This window comes from Lentzea sp. NPDC102401, from assembly GCF_044765805.1.
Taxonomy (GTDB): Bacteria; Actinomycetota; Actinomycetes; order Mycobacteriales; family Pseudonocardiaceae; genus Lentzea; species Lentzea sokolovensis.
Window position 1 is genome coordinate 240,835 of the sequence record NZ_JBIWKS010000005.1, and the last position, 22,777, is coordinate 263,611.

16 protein-coding genes are annotated in these 22,777 nt (G+C 70.2%); 3 read left to right on the forward strand and 13 right to left on the reverse strand.

Going from position 1 to position 22,777, the window contains the following annotated elements:
- The first annotated feature begins 7 nt into the window (after positions 1-7).
- Positions 8-2,248: a glycoside hydrolase family 3 N-terminal domain-containing protein gene (locus tag ACIRG5_RS20140; RefSeq protein ID WP_402906593.1), complete on the forward strand. Its 2,241-nt coding sequence runs from the start codon at positions 8-10 to the stop codon at positions 2,246-2,248.
- Here the strand turns inward: ACIRG5_RS20140 and ACIRG5_RS20145 are convergent.
- The 10 genes from ACIRG5_RS20145 to ACIRG5_RS20190 all read right to left on the reverse strand — a co-directional run bounded on the left by ACIRG5_RS20145 (position 2,226) and on the right by ACIRG5_RS20190 (position 19,702).
- Complete coding sequence (locus ACIRG5_RS20145; RefSeq protein ID WP_402906594.1) at positions 2,226-3,002, reverse strand: hypothetical protein; 777 nt, start codon at positions 3,000-3,002, stop codon at positions 2,226-2,228. The two genes, ACIRG5_RS20140 and ACIRG5_RS20145, sit on opposite strands and share 23 nt — an antisense overlap.
- A complete protein-coding gene (locus ACIRG5_RS20150) occupies positions 2,999-4,762 on the reverse strand; it encodes a class I SAM-dependent methyltransferase (RefSeq protein ID WP_402906595.1) in 1,764 nt (587 codons plus the stop codon). The genes ACIRG5_RS20145 and ACIRG5_RS20150 overlap by 4 nt, the downstream gene beginning before the upstream one ends.
- A complete protein-coding gene (locus ACIRG5_RS20155) occupies positions 4,759-5,922 on the reverse strand; it encodes a glycosyltransferase (RefSeq protein ID WP_402906597.1) in 1,164 nt (387 codons plus the stop codon). The genes ACIRG5_RS20150 and ACIRG5_RS20155 overlap by 4 nt, the downstream gene beginning before the upstream one ends.
- On the reverse strand, positions 5,919-6,701 hold the full coding sequence (locus ACIRG5_RS20160; RefSeq protein ID WP_402906599.1) for an alpha/beta fold hydrolase: 783 nt from the start codon (positions 6,699-6,701) through the stop codon (positions 5,919-5,921). Before ACIRG5_RS20160 ends, ACIRG5_RS20155 begins: the two co-directional genes overlap by 4 nt.
- A complete protein-coding gene (locus tag ACIRG5_RS20165; protein ID WP_036014077.1) occupies positions 6,694-6,954 on the reverse strand; it encodes an acyl carrier protein in 261 nt (86 codons plus the stop codon). The genes ACIRG5_RS20160 and ACIRG5_RS20165 overlap by 8 nt, the downstream gene beginning before the upstream one ends.
- A complete protein-coding gene (locus ACIRG5_RS20170; protein WP_402906601.1) occupies positions 6,954-10,619 on the reverse strand; it encodes a beta-ketoacyl synthase N-terminal-like domain-containing protein in 3,666 nt (1,221 codons plus the stop codon). The genes ACIRG5_RS20165 and ACIRG5_RS20170 overlap by 1 nt, the downstream gene beginning before the upstream one ends.
- Entirely contained in the window at positions 10,607-17,116 is a 6,510-nt protein-coding gene (locus ACIRG5_RS20175) for an SDR family oxidoreductase (RefSeq protein ID WP_402906603.1), read from the reverse strand. Before ACIRG5_RS20175 ends, ACIRG5_RS20170 begins: the two co-directional genes overlap by 13 nt.
- 195 nt (positions 17,117-17,311) lie before the next feature.
- Positions 17,312-18,106: a hypothetical protein gene (locus tag ACIRG5_RS20180; protein ID WP_402906605.1), complete on the reverse strand. Its 795-nt coding sequence runs from the start codon at positions 18,104-18,106 to the stop codon at positions 17,312-17,314.
- Complete coding sequence (locus ACIRG5_RS20185; protein ID WP_402906607.1) at positions 18,103-18,948, reverse strand: protein-ADP-ribose hydrolase; 846 nt, start codon at positions 18,946-18,948, stop codon at positions 18,103-18,105. Before ACIRG5_RS20185 ends, ACIRG5_RS20180 begins: the two co-directional genes overlap by 4 nt.
- A gap of 1 nt (position 18,949) precedes the next feature.
- Positions 18,950-19,702, reverse strand: a complete 753-nt coding sequence (locus ACIRG5_RS20190; RefSeq protein WP_402906609.1) for a nuclear transport factor 2 family protein — start codon at positions 19,700-19,702, stop codon at positions 18,950-18,952.
- A 55-nt stretch (positions 19,703-19,757) separates the two neighbouring features.
- On the opposite strand from ACIRG5_RS20190, the gene ACIRG5_RS20195 reads away from it, so the two are divergent.
- Positions 19,758-20,576 carry a helix-turn-helix domain-containing protein gene (locus tag ACIRG5_RS20195; protein WP_402906611.1) on the forward strand — a complete coding sequence of 273 codons (819 nt, stop codon included), beginning with the start codon at positions 19,758-19,760 and terminating at the stop codon, positions 20,574-20,576.
- Here ACIRG5_RS20195 and ACIRG5_RS20200 read toward each other — a convergent pair.
- The 3 genes from ACIRG5_RS20200 to ACIRG5_RS20210 all read right to left on the reverse strand — a co-directional run bounded on the left by ACIRG5_RS20200 (position 20,553) and on the right by ACIRG5_RS20210 (position 22,155).
- Complete coding sequence (locus ACIRG5_RS20200) at positions 20,553-20,702, reverse strand: hypothetical protein (RefSeq protein ID WP_402906613.1); 150 nt, start codon at positions 20,700-20,702, stop codon at positions 20,553-20,555. The genes ACIRG5_RS20195 and ACIRG5_RS20200 overlap by 24 nt on opposite strands.
- Positions 20,702-21,574, reverse strand: coding sequence for an aminoglycoside phosphotransferase family protein (locus tag ACIRG5_RS20205; protein WP_402906615.1), 873 nt, complete (start codon positions 21,572-21,574; stop codon positions 20,702-20,704). Before ACIRG5_RS20205 ends, ACIRG5_RS20200 begins: the two co-directional genes overlap by 1 nt.
- A gap of 68 nt (positions 21,575-21,642) precedes the next feature.
- Positions 21,643-22,155, reverse strand: coding sequence for a hypothetical protein (locus tag ACIRG5_RS20210; RefSeq protein ID WP_402906616.1), 513 nt, complete (start codon positions 22,153-22,155; stop codon positions 21,643-21,645).
- Here ACIRG5_RS20210 and ACIRG5_RS20215 point away from each other — a divergent pair.
- Positions 22,144-22,536: a hypothetical protein gene (locus tag ACIRG5_RS20215; protein ID WP_402906618.1), complete on the forward strand. Its 393-nt coding sequence runs from the start codon at positions 22,144-22,146 to the stop codon at positions 22,534-22,536. The genes ACIRG5_RS20210 and ACIRG5_RS20215 overlap by 12 nt on opposite strands.
- The last annotated feature ends 241 nt before the right edge of the window (positions 22,537-22,777 follow it).

The window sequence follows — 22,777 nt, forward strand, 5'->3', positions numbered from 1 at the left end:
AGACCACATGGATCGCGACGACGTGCCCTACCTCGACGCCACGCTGCCCACCGCAGAGCGGGTGGCCGACCTGCTGGGCCGCATGACGCTGGCCGAGAAGGTCGGCCAGATGATGCAGCTGGACTCGCGGGAGGACCTGGACGACCACGTGCTGCGCAAGCACGTCGGCTCGATCCTGCACACCTCGCCCGAACGAGTGCTGCGCGCGCATGACCTCACCACGCAGACACGGCTGCGTGTCCCTTTGCTCATCGCCGAGGACTGCATCCACGGCCACTCGTTCTACGAGGGCGCCACGATCTTCCCGACCCAGCTCGGCATGGCCGCGAGCTGGGACCCCGACCTGGTCGAGCAGGTCGCCCGCGTCACCGCCGTCGAAGCCGCCGCGACCGGCGTGCACTGGACGTTCTCGCCGGTCCTGTGCATCTCGCGGGACCTGCGCTGGGGCCGCGTCGACGAGACGTTCGGCGAGGACCCGGTGCTCATCGGCGAGCTCGCGGCCGCCATGGTCCGCGGCTACCAGGGCAACGGCCTCGCCGACGAGACGGCGATCCTCGCGACCGCCAAGCACTTCGCGGGCTACTCGGAGACCCAGGGCGGCCGGGACGCGAGCGAGGCGGACCTGTCGCGGCGCAAGCTGCGGTCGTGGTTCCTGCCGCCGTTCGAGCGGGTCGCCCGTGCGGGCTGTGCGACGTTCATGCTCGGCTACCAGTCCACCGACGGCGTGCCGATCACCGTCAACTCGTGGCTGCTCGACGAGGTTCTGCGCGGCGAGTGGGGCTACAAGGGCACGCTCATCACCGACTGGGACAACGTCGGCCGCATGGTCTGGGAGCAGAAGCTTCAGCCCGACTACGCGCACGCCGCCGCGGCCGCCGTGAAGGCCGGCAACGACATGATCATGACCACCCCGCAGTTCTTCGACGGCGCGCTGCAGGGCGTCGAGTCGGGGCTGCTGGCCGAGTCCGACCTCGACCGCGCGGTCACCCGCATCCTGACGCTGAAGTTCGACCTCGGCCTGTTCGAGAACCCGCGCAGGCCCGACGCCGAACGCCAGCGCGTGATGATCAACCACGACGACCACGTGGCGCTGAACCTGCAGGTCGCGCGCCGTTCGCTGGTGCTGCTGCGCAACGACGGCGTGCTGCCGCTCGCCCAGGGCAAGGGCAGAATCGCCGTCGTCGGCCCCCTCGCCGACGACGCCCAGACCCAGCTCGGCGACTGGGCCGGCTCGTCCGGTCAGGCCGACTGGCTGCCCAACGGCCACCCGCGCGAGATGATCACGACGGTCCTGGACGGGCTGCGCGAGCTGTCCTCGCAGGAGGTCACGTACGCCCGTGGCGCCGACATCCTCACGCTGGAGCCGGACCCCGAGGGCGACACGTTCCCCGACGGCCAGCCGCGCCCGCCGGTCGTGAAGGCCTGCGCGCCGGACGCGAACCTGATCGCCGAGGCCGTGGCGGCAGCCGAGGACGCCGACTACGTGGTCGCCGTCGTCGGTGACGTGATCGAACTGGTCGGCGAGGGCCGGTCCACCGCCACGCTCGACCTCATCGGCGGCCAGATCGCCCTGCTGGACGCGCTGGCCGAGACCGGCAAGCCGCTGGTCGTGGTGCTGCTCGCGTCGAAGCCGCTGGTGCTGCCCGCGTCCGCGCGCAACGCCGCCGCGTTGCTGTGGGCGGCCAACCCCGGCATGCAGGGCGGCCGGGCGATCGCCGAGGTGCTGCACGGGCTGGTCGAGCCGAGCGGCCGGCTGCCGATCTCGTTCGCGGCGCACGCCGGTCAGCAGCCGACGTACTACAACCAGATCCGCGGCCAGCACGGCACGCGCTACGCCGACCTGACGCAGGAGCCGGCGTTCGCGTTCGGCGAGGGCCTGTCGTACACGACGGTCGAGTACGGCGACCTGCACGTGGAGACGGCGGTGCTGCGCCCGGACGAGACGGTCAAGGCGTGCCTGTCGCTCACGAACACCGGCTCACGGCCCTCTCGCGAGACCGTGCAGGTCTACGTGAGCGACGCCGTCACGTCGGTGAGCTGGGCCGACAAGGAGCTCAAGACGTTCAAGCAGGTCGACGTGGAGCCCGGCGCGACCGTGAAGGTCGAGCTGGAGCTCCCGGTCTCCGCCTGCACGATCGTCGACGCGGCGGGGCTGCGCGTGGTGGAGCCGGGTGAGTTCGTCCTCCTGGTGGGGCCGAACTCGAAGGACCTCCGCCGGGCCGAGTTCACCGTAAAGCCTCTGTCTTGAAGGGACCCGGGACGATCGTGAGGTAGCGGGGAGCGATCTCCACCGCTTTCGTGATCGCCTTCTTCACCGCCGGGACCAGGTCCGCGTCGACGAGTGCGACAGCGGGCCTGCCCGGCGGGTCGATCAGCATGCTGGCACCCCGTGCGCCGGCGGCCAGCGCGGCCTCGACCACCGCGTCCTGCTCGGGATCCGGGTCCTGAGCGTGGTGGTACGCCGTCAAAGCCACGCCGAGATCTTCTGCCTGCCGCGTGTACGGCCGCTCCACCTGCGGTTCCGATCGCCGGATCCGGGTGTCGACGACGAGCAGCCGCTGGCCCGGCAGGTCCAGTACCTCGGTCCGCGACTCCTCGAACCGCTCGCCCGCGAGGTCCCTGAGCGCCAGCTCGACGGCCGTTCCGAGCGCCTCGCTCGCGGACAGTCCACTCCCCCGCGGCAGGTCGACGCTGCACATCAGCGCGGCTCCGCCCCTCGCCCGCACGCCCGCGGCCCACGCCGGGACGTCGTCGGACGGCAGCAGCGCGCGTTCGGTCGGCCGGTTCACCGACACGAGTTCGAGCAGGCCGTCGTCGCGCCGATCTCCCGCCACGATCGCACCCCACTTGGCGGGCACCTTGATCGCACCACCGAGCAGGTTCAGCACGCCCGGCGCGTACCAGACGCCTTCGGCGGGCCGTCCGAACGTGCGCCGGAACGCGTGCGGCACCAGCCTGAGCTCCGGCGCGAGCTCAGGCCGATCCGCGATGTCCACGGTCATGACCGCTCTGCCGGTTCCTTCTGGGCCAGCAGCCGGTAGGCGTTGCCGTTGCCGGTGCGGGCGGCGAGGAACCGGTTCACCGTCTGGTCCAGCGTCAGCGCGACGAAGAACGCGGGGATTCCCAGCGACCACACCAGGAAGCTGCGGGTCCGGCGGAGCCTGACCTTCTCCGGACGCCACGGCGCCGGCGTGCGCGGTGCCTTGTCTCCCAGCCACAGCAGCAACGCGAGCGTGAAGTCGTTGCAGAGATGGGCTTTCGCGCGTTCGGTGGCCACCGTGGTCAGTCCGCGGTCGGCCAGGGCGTGCTCCAGGTTGCCGATCGGCATCATGTGCTGGTGCTGCGGCTGGAACCACGGCATCCAGTACTGGCCGAACAACCGGCCGAGCCGCCACTCCGGGTCCGGCAGCTCGATCAGCAGGTAGCCGCCGTTGGGCAGCACGTCCGCCGCGATGTCGAGCTCCTCCCACGGATCGCGCACGTGCTCCAGGTAGTGGTGCATGCTGATCACGTCGTAGCGGCCCTTGAGCTCGCCCGCGAAGTCCTTGAAGCTGCCCCGGTAGGAGTTCTCGATCCGGCCGAGCCTGGCCGCGTCCTCGATGGCCGCGCCCTGGTCGAGCCCGTCGAACGTCGTCTGCGGCAGAACTTCTTTGGCTCCCAGGCAGAAGTGCGCGTGCCCGGAACCGACGTCCAGCCAGCGTTCGGGCTTGACGAACGGCTCCACCATGCGTGCCCGGCCGTAGTACGGGTCGGTCTTGCCGGAGAACACCGCTTCCGCCGACGTCTCGCCGAGACCGTCGTAGAAGTCGCGGTAGTAGAAGCCCAGGCCTTCCTCGGTCAGGCGCGGGTTCTGCCAGACGTGTCCACATCGGACACACCGGTCCATCGTGAACGTGCCGGGCTTGCGCTGCACCAGGTCCGTCGCGGTGACCCAGCGGCGCAGGTCCGTGCTCCCGCACGACGGGCAGTTGTCGCGCGGTGCCTCGTGGAAGTTCCGGTCGCGGTTCTGCTCGTACCAGGGCGCGGCCTGTTCGAGGTGCTGGGCCTGGCGCTTCTCGGCCGTCGACTTCTTGCCACCGGAGGTCTTGAACCACAGGTAGGGCGTGCGCAGGACGCGCGGCACCCACAGGTCACGCGGCCGCAGCGGCGTTCCGGCGAACACCAGGACCGGGTGCGCCCAGTACGCGGCCAGCGCGACGAGTCCCCACTGCCACGACGTGATCAGCGCGGCGGCGACGGTCGCGTACCCGATGACCGAGCCCGCGATCCACAGCGACGGCCGCTTCCCGAAGCGCCGCAACGTCGCCGCCCGGTATCCGAGGTCGTACGGACCGGCCTTGAGCCCCGGTGCGACCGCGATGTCGACCTTCGCGTGCACGTGGTCCTTGACCCGCCGCACGTACGCCACGAACTCGGTCGGGTCGTCGGGGTCGACCTCCTCGGCGTAGGGCTCCCGCACCAGAACGGCCTGCGACGCGCTGATGCCGCGCGCCCACTGGTCGTCGCGGTACTTGCCGGGATCGAACGCGCCGAGCAGGTCCAGCGCGGCCACCGTCGGCAGGTCGCGCGGCACGAGGTCGACGAGGTCCGCGTCGGTCTCCCACGAGCCCTCCGGATGGACCCCGGTGGCGGTGAGAAGCGAGTGCTCGCCCACGCCCGGAGCGAGCACTCGCAGCTTGGACGCGCGGGAACGCAGGCGCAGCACGTCCAGCAGGACGACGAGCACCACCAGCCCAGAAAGGATCCCACTCGCGAGAATCACCCGGCCACCACCTTTTCCAGTCGGTCGGCTGCGGCCGCTGCGCCGCCTGCCGCCAAGAACGATTCGCGCACCACTCCGGCGGCGGCCGCGTACTCCGGCTCGTCCAGCACGGACTCCAGTGCGCTGCGGATGTCCGCTGCCCGCGCCCGCGAGTAGGTCAGTCGTACTCCGGCACCGGCCTGCACGACCTGGGCGGCGACGGTCGGCTGGTCGTCCCGGATCGGTGCCACGACCAGCGGCAACCCGTGCGCCAGCGCCTCGCAGACCGTGTTGTGGCCGCCATGCGTGACGACCGCGTCCAGGTGCGGCATCAGCGCGAGCTGCGGTACCGACGGCAGCATCAGGACGTTGGGGGGCGCCGGTCGCGGTTCGGCGACCATCACGACCCCGATGTCGAGGCCGGCCACGGCTTCCAGGGCCTGGCTCAGGAAGCGCTCACCGGCGGGACCGTTGAGGGTGCCGAGGGACACGAGAACGCAGCGCGCCCCGTCGCTCCGCTGCCCGTTCGACGCCCCCACCTCTCGCACCAGCCACTCCCACGGGAAGCCCACCCGTTCGACCCGGTGCGCGAGCGCGGGGCCCACGAAGGCCACCTCGTCCCCGAACTCCTCGCCCACCAGCGCCGCGGAGCTGTAGACCAGCACCAGCCGGTCGGAGAACCTGATGTCGCCGCCGGCGAAGTCGTGCAACAGATCCCGCACCCACGCGTCGACCTTCGGCATCGTCCTCAGTGGATTGACCAGCTCCGCCGACGTGCTGGCCGAGGTCACCCACGGCACACCGGCCTCGCGTGCCACCAGCGGTCCCGCCAGCGCCTGCTGGTCGGCGACCACCACGTCCGGCGCGAACCGGCCCACCGCGTCCGACACCCCGGGCACCATGGCGTACCCGAGCGGGATCAGGAACTCCTCCCAGAAGAACTTGAGCACCGCCATCCCGCGCAACGCGAGCCAGCGCTCCCGTTTCGCGCGGATGTCGGCTTCCAGGAGGTCGTCGATCGCGGGGAAGATCCGCGCGTTGTCCGGCAGGAGTGGTGTCAGCGTGCCGGGATGCCCTACCCACGCCACCTCGTGCCCGCGCGCCAGCAGCTCGCCGCCCACGGAGGCGGTCGGGTTGACGTGGCCGGTCAGCGGCGGCACCACGAACAGGAACCGGCTCATGACGGCAACCAGTCCAGCAGCACGTCGAGCAGTTCGGCGGTGGCCTCGCGCAGGACCGTGTGCCCCAGGCCGGTCACGACGTGCAGACGGCACGCCGGAATCCGCTCCTGCAACTCGGCGGCGGCCCCGATCAGTTCGGACTCGGCCCCGTAGACACCGAGCACCGGGCACTGGACCTGGGTGAGGTCGAGCTTCGCGCCGGAGCCGAGGTCGTCGATCAGCGTCGTGCCGTTGAGCAACGCGTTGGCGTTCACGGCGAGCTTCGCGATCTTGCGCTGGCCGAGGGCCATCAGCTGGTCCTGCGTCCGGTCGAACTCCAGGCCCAGCGCGGCGACCGTCAGCGTGTTCGTGATGTCCTCGAACCACGCGTCGCCGACCACTCCGCCGACCGCCGACTCGACCAGCACGACGCCGCCGACCCGTTCGGGAGCCTGAACGGCCGCGTGCATGGCGACGACGCCGCCGTAGCTGTTGCCGATCAGGTAGACCGGCTCGGTCACGCCGATCTCGTCCAGCACGGCGACCAGGTCCAGCGCGCTCTCCTCCGGCGTGTAACCGGAGGGCGGCCGTTCGGACAGGCCGTGCCCGCGCAGGTCGAACAGCACGATGCCGAACCCGGCCTGGGCCAGCGGTGCGGCGAGCGTGTAGTAGAAGCTCGACAGGTTGTCCATCACCAGGCCGTGCACGAACACCACGGTCGGCGCTGCCTGTTCTCCTTCTGGGGAAGGCCCGAGCCGCTGCACGTGAAACCGCAGCCCTCGGGCGTGAACCTCAGACACGCGCCGTGATGTGGTCGACGAGGCGGCCGACGGACATCGCCATGATCTCGTCGATGTCCATGTCCGCCAGGAAGGCCACGAGATCCACACCGTAGTGGGCGTTGAGCTTGTCCGCGAGGGCGACGAACTCGATCGACTCCAGGCCCAGGTCGTCGCTGAACGTGGTGTCGCGGGTGATCTCCACGCCCAGCAGGAAGTCCGGACCGACCACCTCGGTGATCAGCTTGGCGACCTGCTGCAGCACCTCGTCCATCACATCTCCGTTCGCACGCGGGCCGCGGCTCGCCCTTGTTCTGAAATGACTTCGATCCGTGGCACGGCGAACGCGCCGCGCACCCGGCCATCGGCGTTCATGGTCAGTTCCGCCGGATAGACCGGTCCGGCCCCGCGATCCCACAACCACGCGCGCACCGCGTCCTTCGCCGCGATCACGCGCAGCAGCCAGTCGCGCTGGGCAGGCACGTCGAGGTCGCCGTAGTGCAGTCGTTCGGTCGAGTTCAGGTAGCGGCGCATGATCAGGTCACGGGTCGCGCTGTCGGACCAGTTCTCGGTCACCCGCAGCCAGTCGCCGTCCTGGGTGGACAGCATCTCGGTGCCGGGCTTGAGCTTGACCTGCCAGATCCGGTCGTCCGTGGTGAAGCGGCGGGTGGTCCAGCCGGTGATCCGGCACCACAGCGCGCCGTTCACGGTCAGCTCGGCGTCCGCGATCATCACCTGCTCGGTGACCTCGCGGATCCAGGCGGTGCACTGGACGTCGGCGGTCGGCACGGGTCCGTGGAACGTGACCTGCTCGATGCCGGTGGGCAGCACGGTCTGGTCCTCGGTGCGGCAGACCTGCATCCAGTGGCCGATCAGCTGCCCGGCGCTGTCCAGCAACGCTCCCGGCGCGGGCAGCGGCGTCAGCACGCCCGCGATCCCGTTGTCCGCCAGACAGTCGATCTTCGTGACGCCCGCGAACGCCGGTCCGTGGAACATCCAGTTGTCCTCGTACAGCTCGGCGGCGGACACCGGCGCCTCACGAACGCCTTGCAGCTCCTTGCTTTCGTGCTGGACGGTCTGCGGTGCCATCAGCACGAGACCCTCGGCGTAGTCGCCGACCTTCACGACGACCCGGTCCTGGCCTTCCGCGCGGGCGGAGACCTTCACGGTCGTCGCGGGCAGCGCCGTGAGCCAGCGCTTGGCCTTGACCTGCGCGAACCCGTGCACGGTGCCGCCGGTGAGCCTGCGCGCGGCGTCCGCGAAAACCTCCAGCAGGCCGGTCGCGGGCACGATCGGGAACCCGTCCGAGAGATCGGGCCAGCCGGGTGCCTGCGGGAACACCGAGTGGTCGACCAGTTCCGGCATGGTCCGCAACGAGAACTCGCGGGTGAACCCGGCCTCGTTCGGCCTGAGCGCGCCGACGACCTCACGCGCGACCGCGTTCGTGTGGGCCAGGAGCTTGTTGACCGCCGCGGACATCGGGCTGTCGTCGGCCACCAGCACCGGTTCGGTTTCGAGCGCGTCGAGCCTGATCCTCGGGGTGCCGAGCTTGAGCTTGACCTTGTGGGCCGTGCCGCGCTTGAGTCCGAACGCCCACAACGCCTCCGGTGCGATGTCGGCGTTCACGGCGATGTGCGGCCGGTCGTTCAGCGTGTCGCCGATGAACCCCGGCAGGCTGCCCTGTCCGATTTGGACGAACGCGCGGAATCCGGCTCCGTGCAGACGTTCCAGCAGCGGCCGGAACCGGACCGGCTCGACCAGGTGCCGCAGGACCAGTTCGCGGACCTCGCCGGCGCCCATCGGTTCGAGGGAGTTCGCCGACCACACCGGGATGTCCGACGCGCGGACCGGCAGTGCGTCGAGCATCTCCTTGGCCCGTCCCAGGTACGGGGCGAGCGCCGGCGTGTGGAAGCCGGTGCGGAACGGCATCAGCTGCGCCATCACGCCGTTGGCCTTGAGCGTGACCAGGACGTGTTCGAGACTGTCGATCGGGCCGCAGATCACCGACTGGTGCGGGCAGTTGTCGTGGCTGACCGTCACGCCGTCGATGAGGTACTGCTCGGCGGTGTCGGCCGAACAACCCAGTGCGGCGTAAGCGATGTCGACGACCGCGACCGCACCGGGCCCGAGCGCCGAGACGAACTCGTCGATCGTCGGGTAGATGCCGCCGACGACCATCGCCGTCCACTCGCCCATGCTGTGCCCGGCGAGCGCTCCCGGCGTGATGCCGAGTGCCATGAGCTCACGGGCTTCGCGGCGGCCGTCCTGCAGCAGCCCGACCGCGTGGTCGACGACCTCACCGCTGAACTCGCGCTCGAAGCCGGGGAACACGAACGCGACCTGGTCGGTGCCGGTCAGCAGCGGCTGCGGGGAGAACCAGATGTCGTGCCGGCCGGGCCACGCCTTGCCCTGGGCGAGAACGCGTTCCGCGAGCTTGAGCTTGCGGTCGTCCGGGTTGCCGATGGCGAGCCGGAACGCCCTGTCGGCGCTGGAGGTACGACGTTCTGCCAGCGCCTTCGCGAGCTCCTCCGCGGTGTCGGCGGCGAACGTCATCACCGGCTTGCGCGGCTTCGCGATGGTGTGGCCGTCGAGGACCGCGTGGGCGTTGATCCCGCCGAACCCGAACGCGTTGACGACCGCGCGGTGCCGTCCGGTCCACTCGCGAGCGGTCGTCACGGGCGTGAACCTGGTGCCGGTCAAGCTGCTGTGCGGGTTCTCGACGTGCAGGGTCGGCGGAAGCGTGTTGTGGTGCAGGGCGAGCGCGGCCTTGATCAGCCCGGCCATGCCGGCGGCGGGCATCGCGTGACCGATCATCGACTTGACCGTGCCGATGCCGATCTCGTCGCCCTGCCCGCCGAACGCGGCGATCATCGTCCGCAGTTCGGCGGCGTCACCGGCGGGCGTGGCGGTGCCGTGTGCCTCGATCAGTCCCGGTGGGTTCTTCCGAGGGTCGAGGTCCGCGTTGGCCCAGGCCCGTTGCACGGCGAGGATCTGGCCGTCGGGGTTGGGCGTCATCATGCTGGTCGCGCGGCCGTCGCTGGCGGTGCCGATGCCGCGGATCACCGCGTAGACGCGCTCGTCGCCGACGTCCTCCAGCCGCTTCAGCACGACCATGCCGACGCCCTCGGACAGCAGCGTGCCGTCCGCGCTGGCGTCGAACGGCCGGATGCGTTCGGTCGGGCTCAAGGCCCTGAGCTGCGTGAACACGCTCCACAGCGTCGGGTGGTGGCAGACGTGGACGGCGCCGGCGAGCATGGCGTCCGCGCGACCCTCCTGGAGTTCGCGGACGGCGTGCTCGACGGCGACCAGCCCGGACGCGCACGCGGCGTCAACCGTGTAGGCAGTGCCCTTGAGGTCGAACCGGTTGGCGATGCGCGACGCCGCCAGGTTCGGCACGAGGCCGATCGACGCCTCCGGCTGCTCCGGCCCGAGGCGGTCGCGGATCGCCTGGCGCACGGTGTTCAGCTCGGTGCCGGCGAGGTTCGGGAAGAGATCCTTCACGACCGACACGACCTCGTCGGCGAGCCGGACCCGTTGGTCGAGCCGTGCACAACCCGGGGTGAGGTATCCGCCGCGCCCCACGACCACGCCGACGCGGTCCCGGGAGGGCAGCATCGACTCGCCGCCCGCGTCCGCGATGGCCTCGGCGGCCGTGGCGAGGGCGAGCAGCTGGTCGGGTTCCGCGCCGTCCACAGTGGACGGCATGATGCCGAACCTGGTCGGGTCGAACTCCGCGAGGTCGTCGACGAAACCGCCCTTGCGGCAGTAGAACCGGTCGCCGGTCCTGCTGTCCTGGTCGTAGTAGGTGGCCGGGTCCCAGCGGCCGGGCGGGATCTGGCCGATGGCGTCGACGCCGCTGACGATGTTGCGCCAGAACGTCGCCGCGTCGGGGGCACCGGGGAAGACGGCGCCGATCCCGACGATCGCTATGCCTCCCATCGGTAGACCACCTGCACGTCCTGACCGTTCGCGATCTCGTTCAGCAGCGCGTCGACACCCTGCTTCGGCTCGATCAGCGGGATGCCGCGCCGCGCGTACTCGTCGGCGAGCCCGGCCGCCATCCCGGCACCGGCCCAGGGACCCCAGTCGACGGCGACGACCCGGCGCTGTGCACCCCAGAACCTCGCCATGCGATCCAGCGCGTCGTTCGCCGCGGAGTAGTCGGCCTGGCCGCGGTTGCCGAAGACACCGCTGACGCTGCCGAACAGCACGAGGAACCCGTCGCCGAACGCCTTGGCGCCGTTGACCTTCGTGGCCCAGACACGGTCGAACGACTCCTGCGTCTTGGCTTCGATCAGCTTGTCGTCGAGCACTCCGGCGCCGTGGATGACACCGTCGATCCGGCCGAACCTGGCCTTGACGTCGTCGATCACCTTGCCCACGGCCTCGGCGTCGGTGACGTCGCACTCGTGGTAGCGGACACTCGATGCTTTGGCGCGCAACCGTTCCATGGTCTGACGGACTTCGCGTTCGGCGAGCACCTTGCGCGCCTTGGCCAGCACGTTGTCCTTCTCGCCCAGCTCGAACAGCGCCTTCACGAGCTCGGGCTCGGTCGTGGCGTGGCTCAGCCGGTGGTCCTCGGCGGCGATCGGGGTGCGGCCGATCAGTTCGACGTGGCAGCCGGTGCGTTCGGCGAGTTCGATCGCGGCGAGCGCGGTGATGCCGCGGGCGCCACCGGTCAGCAGCACCACGCTGTCGGCGTCGAGGTCGGGGGTTCCTGCTTCGAGGTCTCCCGGGATCGCCTCGATGACCTGCCGCTTGCCGGCCTGGTAGCCGACGACCGCCGGGCCGGGCCCGATCTCGGCGAGCAGTGCGGTGGCGATGTCGCGGTGGCTTTCCTTGGGGTTGACGTCGACCGAGCGCACCACGAGGTCCGGGTACTCGAGCGCGGCCGTACGGATCAGGCCGTGCAGGCCGATGTCCGCGGGCAGCTCGTCGGGCGTGTGATCGAAGCCGAACGTGCCGCCGCCCGTGGTCACCACGACGAGCGCGACCCCGTTCGTCACGCACTGCTTGACCTCGCTGAACGCTTCCGGCAACCGCGCCTGCAACCGGATCACGACGTCGATGCCGGTCAGGTCGTCCGGGAACGCCGGCTCGATGCGCGGACGGGCCGTGTGGCGTTCGAGCAGGTCGGCGAGTTCGAGCCCGATCCCGTTGTCGTCGATGATCAGCACGGTCCTGCCGCCGAGGTCGGCGGGTTCGGCCGGTGCGGCGGGCACGACCCGCGGCACGAGCCGGACGAGCCTGCCCGCTGACGCCGGCAGCGCGAGCACGGGCGCCGGGGCGGGCAGTGCCGGGGTCTCGCCGAACCACGCGACGATCCCGTCGATCGTCTTCAGCTGGGCCAGTTCGTCGACGCCGCCCGTCGCGCCCAGTTCCTGGGCCAGTTCGCCCACGATCTCGGCGCGCTTGATGGAGTCGATCGACAGGTCGGCCTCCAGGTCCAGACCCGGCTGCAGCATCTCGACCGGGTAGCCCGTGCGCGTGCTGATCGTCTGCAGCACGACCGCCCGGACGTCCTTCGCCGCAGCGGTGACCGGAGCGGCGGAGCCGAACCAGCCGACGATGCCGTCGATGGTCTTGAGCTGCGCGAGTTCGTCCACCGAACCGGCCGCGCCGAGCTCTGCCACCAGTTCGCCGACGATCTCGGTCCGCTTGATGGAGTCGATCGACAGGTCGGCCTCCAGGTCCAGACCCGGCTGGAGCATCTCGACGGGGTAGCCGGTGCGGGCGCTGATCGTCCGCAGCACCACCGTGCCGACGTCTTCCTGCTGCTGTGCCTGCGGTTGCGGTACGGCGACCACCGGCTGGTCGATCACCCGCCTCGGCGCGGGCACCGCGGCGGGTTCGGTGCCGAGGTAGCTCAGCAGCACGTCCCGCTGCGCGCTCACCGCGTCCCGCATCCCGTCCAGGAACTTCTCGATGATCTCGTCGCGCCCCAGCCCCGAGCCGACTCGGAGAGTCGGGAACTCGGTCGCGGGCCGGAGCCCACCGGGCAGTGCGTCACCGTTCGCGTCCCGCACGAGTCCTCCATCCACGTACCAGCCCGGCCGTGGCGGCACGACCGTGGCGGGTTCGGCCCTGTCCTCGAACAGCGGCGCGGTGTCCACGTCGACACCGGCGACCGCGAGTGCTGCCAGCGTGCGCAGGAACGTCACGTGGTCGTCGCAGCGCAACGCCTGGTGCGGCCGGTCGCCGAGGGTCTTGCCGACCAGCGACGTCAGCACGCCGCCGGGGCCCGCCTCGACGAAGATCCGCGCGCCCGCCGCGTACATCGACTCGATCTGGTCCACGAACCGCACGCGGCCCGCGAGCTGCTCGGCCAGTCCGTCGCGCACATCGGTGTGAGGAGCCGCGGACACGTTCGACCACACCGGGAACCGCGTCTCTGCAAGGGAGATCTCCGCGAGACGGGCCGCGAACCGGTCGCGGGCCCCGGCCATCAGCGGGCTGTGGAACGCGGCGGCGACCGGGATGTTCTTCACGCTCAGCCCGGCGCTCTTCAGCACCTCGACGGCGTTGTGCACGGCCTCGGTGGGGCCTGAGATCACGACCTGGTCGGGCGCGTTGTGGTTCGCCACCACGACGTCGGACGGCAGCAGCGCCTCGACCTCGGCCACCGCGGCCGTCACAGCGGCCATCGTGCCGGGGTCGTCGCCGACCGCGTCCAGCATCGCCCGCGCTCGGGCCTCACTGAGTTCCAGCAGTTCGGCGGCCCCGAACGCGCCGGCCGCCGACAACGCGACCAGTTCGCCGTAGCTGTGGCCACCGGCCAGATCCGGCCGCACACCGACGGAGTCCAGCAGCGCCGTGACCATCAGCCCGGCGATGCCGAGCGTGGGCTGGGCGTTGCGGGTGTCGGTGATCTCCGCGCGCTGCCGGGACACGTCCTCGGCGGTCAGCGCGGCAGGCGGGTACATGACCCGCTCGTAGCGGGCGTCGAGGAAGTCCTGCAGTCGCGGGAAAGCCGTGACCAGGTCGAGCAGCATGCCCGGCCGTTGACTGCCCTGGCCAGGGTAGAGGAACGCTGTTCGCGGCCGTTCTCCCGACCTCAGCGACACCACGCCGGACTCGCGCCAGGCCTCGACGTCCTTGAGTGCCTTCCGCAGACCATCGTGATCGCTGACCACGAACGCCGCCTGAACGGTGCCTTCACCGCATGCCGCGGCCAGCGAACGCAACGGTGTCCGCACGTCGACCAGCGCGGCGAGGCGAGCGGCTTCCCGTTGGGCGGCGGCCTGATCGTCGCCGCGGACCAGGAACAGCTCGGCGGGCCACGCCTTCAGGCCGTGACGGGGTTCGTCGGCACCGGTGTAGCCCGCGATGACGGTGTGGAAGTTCGTGCCGCCGAACCCGAACGCGCTCACGCCCGCGACCCGGTTCCTGCTCGCCCACGTGCGGTGGCCGAACGCGAACGGCGAGGTCTCGGCGTCCCAGAAGGCGTTGGGCTGCTTGACGTGCAACGTGCCCGGCCGCAGTCCGGTGTGGACGGACAGCGCCGCCTTGATCACGCCCGCGAGGCCCGCCGCGCACTTGGTGTGGCCGATCTGCGACTTGACCGAGCCGATCGTGCAGGTGCCGGGTTCGACGCCGGCGAACATCTCGGTGAGCGACCTGAGCTCGGTCCGGTCTCCCACCACGGTTCCCGTGCCGTGTGCCTCGACCAGCCCGACGTCGGTGACCGGCAGCCCGGCCGACGCGTACGCGCGGCGCAGTGCTCGTTGCTGACCTTCCGGACGTGGCGCGGTCAGACCCAGCGACCGGCCGTCGCTCGACGCGCCGATGCCCTTGATCACCGCGTAGACCCGGTCACCATCTCGTTCGGCGTCGGCGAGTCGTTTCAGGACGACGGCGGCCACGCCCTCGCCGAGCGCGATGCCGTCCGCCGCCGAGTCGAACGTGGCGCAGCGGCCCTGGGCGGACAGGGCTTTCACCGAGGCGAACATCTGGTAGTCGTGCGCGCTGTTGTGCAGGTCGACCGCGCCGCACAGGACCATGTCGCTGGTGCCGCCGACGAGTTCCTTGCACGCCACGTCGAGCGCGGCGAGGCTGGACGCACAGGCGGCGTCGACCGTGTAGTTCGCGCCGCCGAGGTCGAGCCGGTTCGCGACGCGGCCCGCGATCACGTTGCCGAGCACGCCGGGGAACGAGTCCTCGGTCAGCTTCGGCAGGTGGTCGTCCAGGCCGCTGACTCCCAGGGCGGGCAACGCGGTGCGGACCGTGTAGGCGTTCGCGAGGTCGGCCCCGGCTTCGGCTCCGAAGATCACCGACGTGCGTTCGCGGTCGAACACCCTGGTCTGGTACCCGGCGTCCGCCAGCGCCTTCGCCGACACTTCGAGCGCCAGCAGCTGGGCCGGTTCGATCGAGGTCAGCGAGGCGGGCGGGATCCCGTACGCGAGCGGGTCGAAGGCCGTGCGCGGCAGGAAGCCGCCCCAGCGGAACGGGCTGCCGTAGCGTTCGGGCGACCAGCGGTCCGGCGGGATCTCGGTGATGGAGTCGGTGCCCGCCAGCACGTTCGCCCAGAACTCGGTGACGTCGCGGGCGCCCGGCATGATCGCGGCCATGCCGACGATGGCGACGTCCAGCGGTTCCGGGGTGGTCTCGTGCTCGGTCGTCTCGGGCAGCACGCCGGAGACGATGTCCTCGTGCAGCCGGGCGATCGTGGTGCGTTCGGACCGCAGGGTCGCGACCTGCCCGATCATGAACATGCCTTCGCGGCGCTGCTCGTCGTCGCCGACCTCTTTGAGGACACCGTCGTCGCGGACGAGACCGCGGCTGGCGAGCCGGAGCCGTCCCAGGTTGAGCTGTTCGAGCCTCTCCCAGCTCTCCTGCTTCGACAGTCCGGTGAGCTCGGCCCGCGCCTGCTCGAACGTGTCCACATAGGACGTCTGAGCGCACCGGACGGCGTGGCCGGGCGAGGTCTCCAGCAGCGCGGTGTCCTCGCACTCCAGCGCGACCTGCTGGAACACCGGACGGATCGCACCGTGCGACACGGCTTCCTCGGTGAACAGGTAGGCGGTGCCGACGAGAACACCGATCGCCGCGCCGCGTGCCGCGATCGACGCGGTCATGGCGGAGATCATCGCGGCCGACCGGGCGTCGTGAACACCGCCCGCGAACAGCGCCACAACGTCCTTCTCGCGGCCTTTGAGGACGTCGATCTGCTGCTGCCACAGGGTGAAGCTGGTGCGCGGACCGGTGTGCCCGCCGCACTCGGAGCCCTCGAAGACGAACTTGCGCGCGCCCTCGTCGAGGAACCGGCGCAGCAGCGCGGGCGACGGCACGTGCAGGAACGCCTCGATGCCGGCGTCCTCCAGTTCCCGTGCCTGCGTGGGCGTGCCACCGGCGACGATCGCGTACTTCGGCCGGACGGCCAGCACGGCCTCCATCTGCCGCGCCCGCAGTTCGGGCGGTGCGAAGCCGAGCAGTCCGACGCCCCACGGCCGGTCGCCGAGCTTCTCCGCGGTGTGCTCGAGCAACGTGCGAACGGCCGGGCCTTCCATCAGCGCGAGCGCGAGGAACGGCAGCGCACCACCCTCGGCGACGGCCGCGGCGAACGCGGGCTGGTCGCTGACGCGGGTCATCGGCCCCTGCGCGATCGGGTAGCGCAGGCCGGGGACGCGGTCGCAGAACGGTCCGCCCGGCCGGATCGAGCGCTGCTCACCCGCCAGGGTGAGATTGTCCCGAATGCCGCGCGCAATCGCGCCGACCACGCCTCCGACGGTCCCAAACGAGGTACGGTAGAAATCAGCCAAGGAACCTTCTTGACCAATTTCGAGCGTGTTTTGACGAACATGAACGCGTAACCCGCGGTTCACGACGGTGTCGGCGCCATCCATCATGCGGACGGCGTTGACAATTTCGCCGGAAATATGTTTTCGAGCCTCCGCGACGAGGGTGAGCTGGCCTTCCAGCACCACTCCGCGCGCACCGCCCGCGATCGCCGCGGCAGCCGTGTCAGGCCCGATCGAGCCGGCCACCCAGACCGGCAGATCGGTCAGCGCGAGCACCTGCTGGAGCAGCACGAACGCGGGCGAACCACCCACTCGGCCGCCTGACTCGGCACCCTTCGCGATCAGGCCGGTGGCCCCGAACTCGATCGCCGCAGCGGCTTCCGCCACCGAGGTGATCACCGCGAGAACACGGCGTTCACCCAGCTCAGCGCGGTTTGGCGAAGGGCGGGCGAGATCGACTACGACGGTGTCCACGGCTTCGGGCAACTGCACCGTCAACGGTCCGTGCAGTCTCACCCCGAACGCGCGCGGATGGCGCGCGGTCACGCGGGCGAGGTCGGCGGCGGCGTTGAGCCCGAGGTCGAGCACGCCGAGCCCACCGGCTCGTTCGGCCGCGACCACGAGGGCCGGGTTGGGGGTGCTGAACGGACTCAGGCACAGCACCCGTTCTCGATCCGACAGCATGTTCACTGTGCTCACTTCCTCACCCTGCAGGGGTGGGGAGAAAGGAATTCAGCTAGGGTTACTACTGACCGGTACGGTGACAACGCGCTCACCGTACGCACAAACCCGATGCGCCGTCGAGAGGGTGATGAAACTTTCTCACATACGTAACCTGACGAATGGACCCGGATGGCGGGGGGTCTTACTCCAGTTCGCGGATAGCCCGATGTGCTATGGCAGACCCAGCACCTCGGTGATGTCCGCCCGCACAGACACCGCCCGTTCACCAAGATCAGCCGGCACCTCGGCGTGCGCGGTGTTGATCCGCACCAAGCGAGCGCTTGGCAGGCCGCGGACCAGCGATTCCACCGGCCGGCGAATGACCGTGGGCGTGCTGAACCCGGCGCCGATCTCGATCACGAGCACGCCGTCTCCCAGCCACTCCCGCAGTCGCCTCCCCGCAGGCGCGTAGTGGTCGGGCACGTACTCGGGCCCCTTGTGCACGTTCAGGAACACCTCTTCCCCGCAGCGTGGACACGCCGGCACCGTCTCGGACTCCCCTGTCAAGACGTCGTAGGTGGCCAATGCGGCGTCCACGATCGGCCTACTGGGCCACGTTTCCCGCGTGCACGGCGTCTCGCACTGATAGCGGCCGTAGTCGCCCTGCGGCGTCCACACCCGGTCCTCAGCGAAACCGTTGCGCGCGAACAAACCGTCCACATTGGACGTCAGAACGAAGTGGTCACGGGTGCCGACCAAATCCCGCAACCTCGTGTACACGGGGTTCGGCTCCTCGCCGAACCGGATGTCGTTGACGTGCACCGACCAGTACCCCCACAGCAACCTGGGCGGCAGCGGCAGCCCGATCAGCTGGTACCTCGCCCACAGACCCTTCTCGTGCAGCACCGGGAACAGCTCGGCGAACCGTTCGGCGTCCGAGTAGTCGTACCCCGCAGCCGCGGACAGTCCCGCGCCCGCCGCGATGAGCACGCGATCGGCCTCGTCCAGCCAGCGTTCCAGCGTCACAGCAACTCCCGGTAGACGGTCTCGTCCTCGCCGCTGAACGCCACGAACACCACGCGGTCGAACCGGCCGGGGTGCGTGGCGAGCCAGTCCCGGACCGTGCCGATCGCGACGCGCGCGGCCGGCCTCTTCGGAAACCCGAAGATCCCGGTGCTGATGCCGCTGAACGCGACCGTGCGGATTCCCGATACCTCGGCGGCGAGGTCGAGGCACGCCCGGTAGGAGTCGGCGAGCGCGGTTCCGTGGGCGGGCAACAGATTTCCGCGCACGATCGGTCCGACCGTGTGCAGCACGAACGGCGCGGGCAGGTGGTAACCGCGGGTGATCTTCGCGGCCCCGGTCGGCTCCGGCGTTCCCTGCAGGGTCATGATCCGCCGGCAGTCGGCCCGCAGCCGCGGCCCGGCGGCGTCATGGATCGCGTTGTCGACACAGGCGTGCATCGGCTGGAAGCAGCCGAGCAGGGCGTCGTTGGCGGCGTTGACGATCGCGTCGGCCCGGAGCCGGGTGATGTCGCCCCGCCACACCGCGATCGGCGCGGGCAGCGTCAGGGCGTTCGCGAGCGGCCGCTGCCCACGTTCGCCGCCGAGCAGCGCGTCGAGCACGGCGACGAGTTCGGGGTCCAGCGGCGCGGGTTCGCGGACGGTGAGCACCGCCCGGAGCATGCGGCGCCGATCCCCCGCCTCGCGCGGCAGCCGGAACCGGCCGACCCACGGGTCGTCGCCGAGCATCCGCAGGGCGAGGCTCGTCAGGAGTTCGAGTTCGCCGGCGGGCGCGGGCGCACTGAGCGGACGGAAGGGCTCGTCCAGTGCGACCGCGTGCCGGTAGTCGGGCAGGGCCGTGAGCACGTCAGAACAGCCCGTTGCCGTGCGGCAGGTCCGCCGGGATCGGCGCGATGACGTCCCAGTGCTCGACGATCCTGCCTTCCTGGACGCGGAACAGGTCCCAGTACGCGACCGGTTCGCCGAACTCGCCTTCCGACTGGAGCAGAACGAGATCACCCTCGGCCACGACCTGGTGCACGGTCTTGTAGACGAGGTTGCGGCCCTCCCCCGCCCACTTCGCCGCGGCCGCCCCGAACCCGTCGAGTCCGTCCGCGGCCTCCGGGTTGTGCTGCAGGTAGGTCTCGGTGGAGATGTAGTCGGTCAGCACCGAGTAGTCGGCGTCCTGCAGGATCCGCTGCGCGAACTCCTGGACCAGCTCGCGACTGCGTTCGGTGCCTTCGGCGGCGGGCCGCGCGGCACCGTCCGTCTGGGACCGTCCACTCGCGGTGTTCTCGACCACGGGCGTCAGCGCGTCCCAGTGTTCGACGAGCTTGCCGTCCCGCACCCGGAACAGGTCGAACGCGACGAGCGGCTCCGGCCCGAAGCCGTGGTAGACACCGTGCAGGGCAACGAGATCGCCGTCCGCGATCACCCGTGCCAGTTCGTAGTGGAAACCTTCCGGCAGGCTCGCGACGAGCCCGCGCAACGCCTCGGGTCCGTCCGCGATGAGCGAGCTGTGCTGGCGGTAGTCCGGCGCGACCCAACGGTCCACAGCGGACGGGTCCTTGTCGCCGAACAGTTCGCCTGCGGCCTTGAGCACGAGTTCCTTGTTGTCCATGGCTGCAACGATGTCCCAGCCAGCTCACCGACACGAGGTAGGATCACGCCTCACCATGGTCAGAAGTGGACAGGTCGCGCAGTTCGGCTTCAGCAACCCCGACCGCGGGCAGCTGGGCCTGGAAGCGCTCGACCTCGGCGTGCTCCGCCGCAGGCTCAGCGAGGACACGCTGAAGCAGGTGCACCGCACCGACTTCCACCAGCTGTTCCTGTTCACCGCGGGCACCGGCACCACCATGGTCGATTTCGTGGACCACCCGTGCTCAGCCGGCGCTCTCCTGCACGTCAGCCCCGGCCGGGTGCTCCGCCTGCCGACCGGCGCGACGGAGGCGTTCATGGTGCTTTTCACCCCCGCGTTCCCTCCGCCGGTGCTCAGTCCGTTCGGGCCGGTCCGGCACCTGGTCCCCCAGGCGGAACTGGCGGTCTTCACCCGCGCCGTGCAGGACCTGAGGCAGGAGTACCGCCGCAACCTGCTGACCAACGAACCGGTGGACCTTCTCCGCCAGTTGCTGGGCGCGTTGCTGCTGCGCGTCGCCCGCCTGCCCGGCTCCGCTCCCGGCCACGCCGACGCCCGTTTCGAACGCTTCCAGCAGGAACTGGAACGCTCCTTCGCCGCCACCCGCAACGCCGCCGAGTACGCGGCCCGCATCGGCTACTCGACGCGCAGCCTGAACCGCATCTGCCTGGCCGCGACGGGCCTGTCCGCGAAGGCGTTGATCGACGCCCGCGTGACGCTGGAGGCCAAACGGCTGCTCGTGCACACCGACCTGTCGTCGGCGGCGATCGGGAACAGGCTCGGGTTCAGCGAGGCCACCAACTTCACGAAGTTCTTCGTGCGTGAGACGGGCATGTCACCCGGCGCGTTCCGCGAGTAGCTGCCACGGTTCGCCCGCGGTGTCGACCTTCTGCAACGCCAGGAGCACCTCGGCGAGCGCGCAGGTGTGCGGGCGCGGGAACTGGTCGCGGATCAGTCCGTCCACGAGGCACGCGTCGATCCGCATCAGTCGTCCCAGCCCGGGCAGAGCTGGTCGAGCGTCCAGCTCGCGATGTCGGCGAGGAACTTGTTGGTGTCGCGGTAGTAAGGAAGCGCGAGCACGGCGAGATGCAACGCCCAGCCCTTCGCGCGCACCCAGGTGGCGTCGTCGAACTCGGCGAGCTCGCGCCGGAACTGCTCGCGGCCGCGTTCGTCCAGGTAGAGCCAGGCCGTCATGAGGTCCGCCGCCGGATCACCGACGCCGGCCGCGCCCCAGTCGATCACGCCGGTCAGCGCGCCGTCCGTGAACAGCAGGTTCCCGACGTGCAGGTCGGCGTGCAGCCAGCGGCCGGGACGGTCCCAGCTCGGGGCGTTCAGCGCGGCCTCCCAGATGCCGACGAGCCTGGGGTCTCCGCCGACCTGCCCGATGCAGGTGCGGACGGGGTCGTCGTGGTCGGAACCAGTCACCCGGCCTCGGCCGGTGGTCCATGGCCGTCCGGTCGCGTCGATCTCGTGCAGCGCGCGGATCAGTTCGGCCAGCCGGAAGGGGGTGTCCTCACCGACGGCCTCGATCGGGGCGGTCTCGCCGTCCAGCCAGCGCACCACCGACCACTGGTACGGGTAGTTTTCGGTGGCTTCGCCCAGCGCGACCGGCTCCGGCACCGCGACCGGCACGTGCGGCGCGACCAGCGGAACGACCACGGCTTCCTTGCCCGCCCCGTCCTTGGCCCACTCGCGGCGCGGCAGCCGCACCGCCAGTTCGTCGCCCAGCCGGTACAGGGCGTTGCTGGTGCCGCCGTGCGCGACCTCGCGAATCGGCGGGCCGTGCCAGCGCGGGAACTGCGTGCGGACCAGCTCGTCCACAAGGGACACGTCGGTGGCGATCACGCCGTCGAGCATCGATCAACTCCCCCAGAGGCCCGGTGCCCTTCGCATGCAACACCGGGCCGTCGGCGGGAGCAACTCGTTTAGTGCCGGAAGCAAAGGGTTCCCCACTGGAACCCGGCACCGATCGCGGACATCACGAACACGTCGCCCTTGCGCAGCTCCCTGAACCGCGAGTGCAGCGCTTCCCGATCGGCCGCGCCCGTTGGGGTGAGGAGGACCGGTCGCCAGGCCGTGGTGTCCGCGTTGCCGTGGAGGTCGTGCGGCCGGCGGTGACTGAGCGCGACGGCGGGAGTGTGCTCGACCGCCGCCAGCACCGGGAACTCTCCACGCATCCTCGTGACGGGTTCGTGGTATTCGCCTGCGCCTGCTTCGACGTCGTGGAGCATGATCACGACGTCCTCGGTGTAGTGCTCGACGTGTCGGCGCGTCCCCTCGACACACCGCAAGCCGAATCGTTCGTGGAACAGGTGCTGGCCGTCCTTCGTCCCGGACGTGCCGATCATCGCTTTCGCACCTGAAGCGTGTGCGGCACCGATCGCGACGTCCTTCAAATAGGCGCCGAGCCCCAGATTTCGCGCCCGATGTTCGACCACGAGTCGACTGTGCTCAAACGTTTCTCCGGGCGTGATACCGGGCTCGCGGAGAATTCCTTCGAATCCGGCATTGCCGAGAAATGCCCGGGACTGGAACAGCTCGCCGGTCGCCGGTGTCGACAGCCTGATGTAGCCGAGAGGCGGCCCACCTGGCTCTTTGCGTGCGACGAAGTGCCAGGCGCCGTAGTCGAGATCCTGATCGTCGACGTGCCGGCCGTCCTCGCCGCGAAACGCCGGTCGGCGTCCACGATCACACAGCACCCTCGCCCGCAACTCGCAGACCGTTTCGACTATCTCATTGCTGACGCCCGTGTCGGCGGAAGCCAAGAACGCACTCACGTGCCACTGCTGATACATCTGACGCGCCACCTAGAACAGTGAGAACAACCTTGATCGCGCGCACCTCAACCACAGTTGATCTTGATTGAGAAGTCAAGATCAACTAATGGGTGAACTCACTTTCGAGGCACCGCAACACGGCGCGGGCGTCCGAACGCCCCAGCGCGGATCACGCTGCGTGGTCACGTTCCCAAGCCCCGGCCGTGGAAACGTTCTCACCCAGCAGAAGCTGTGGAATCCACTACTGGTTCGGCTGTTCGAATGTGCCAACGGGGAGCACCGC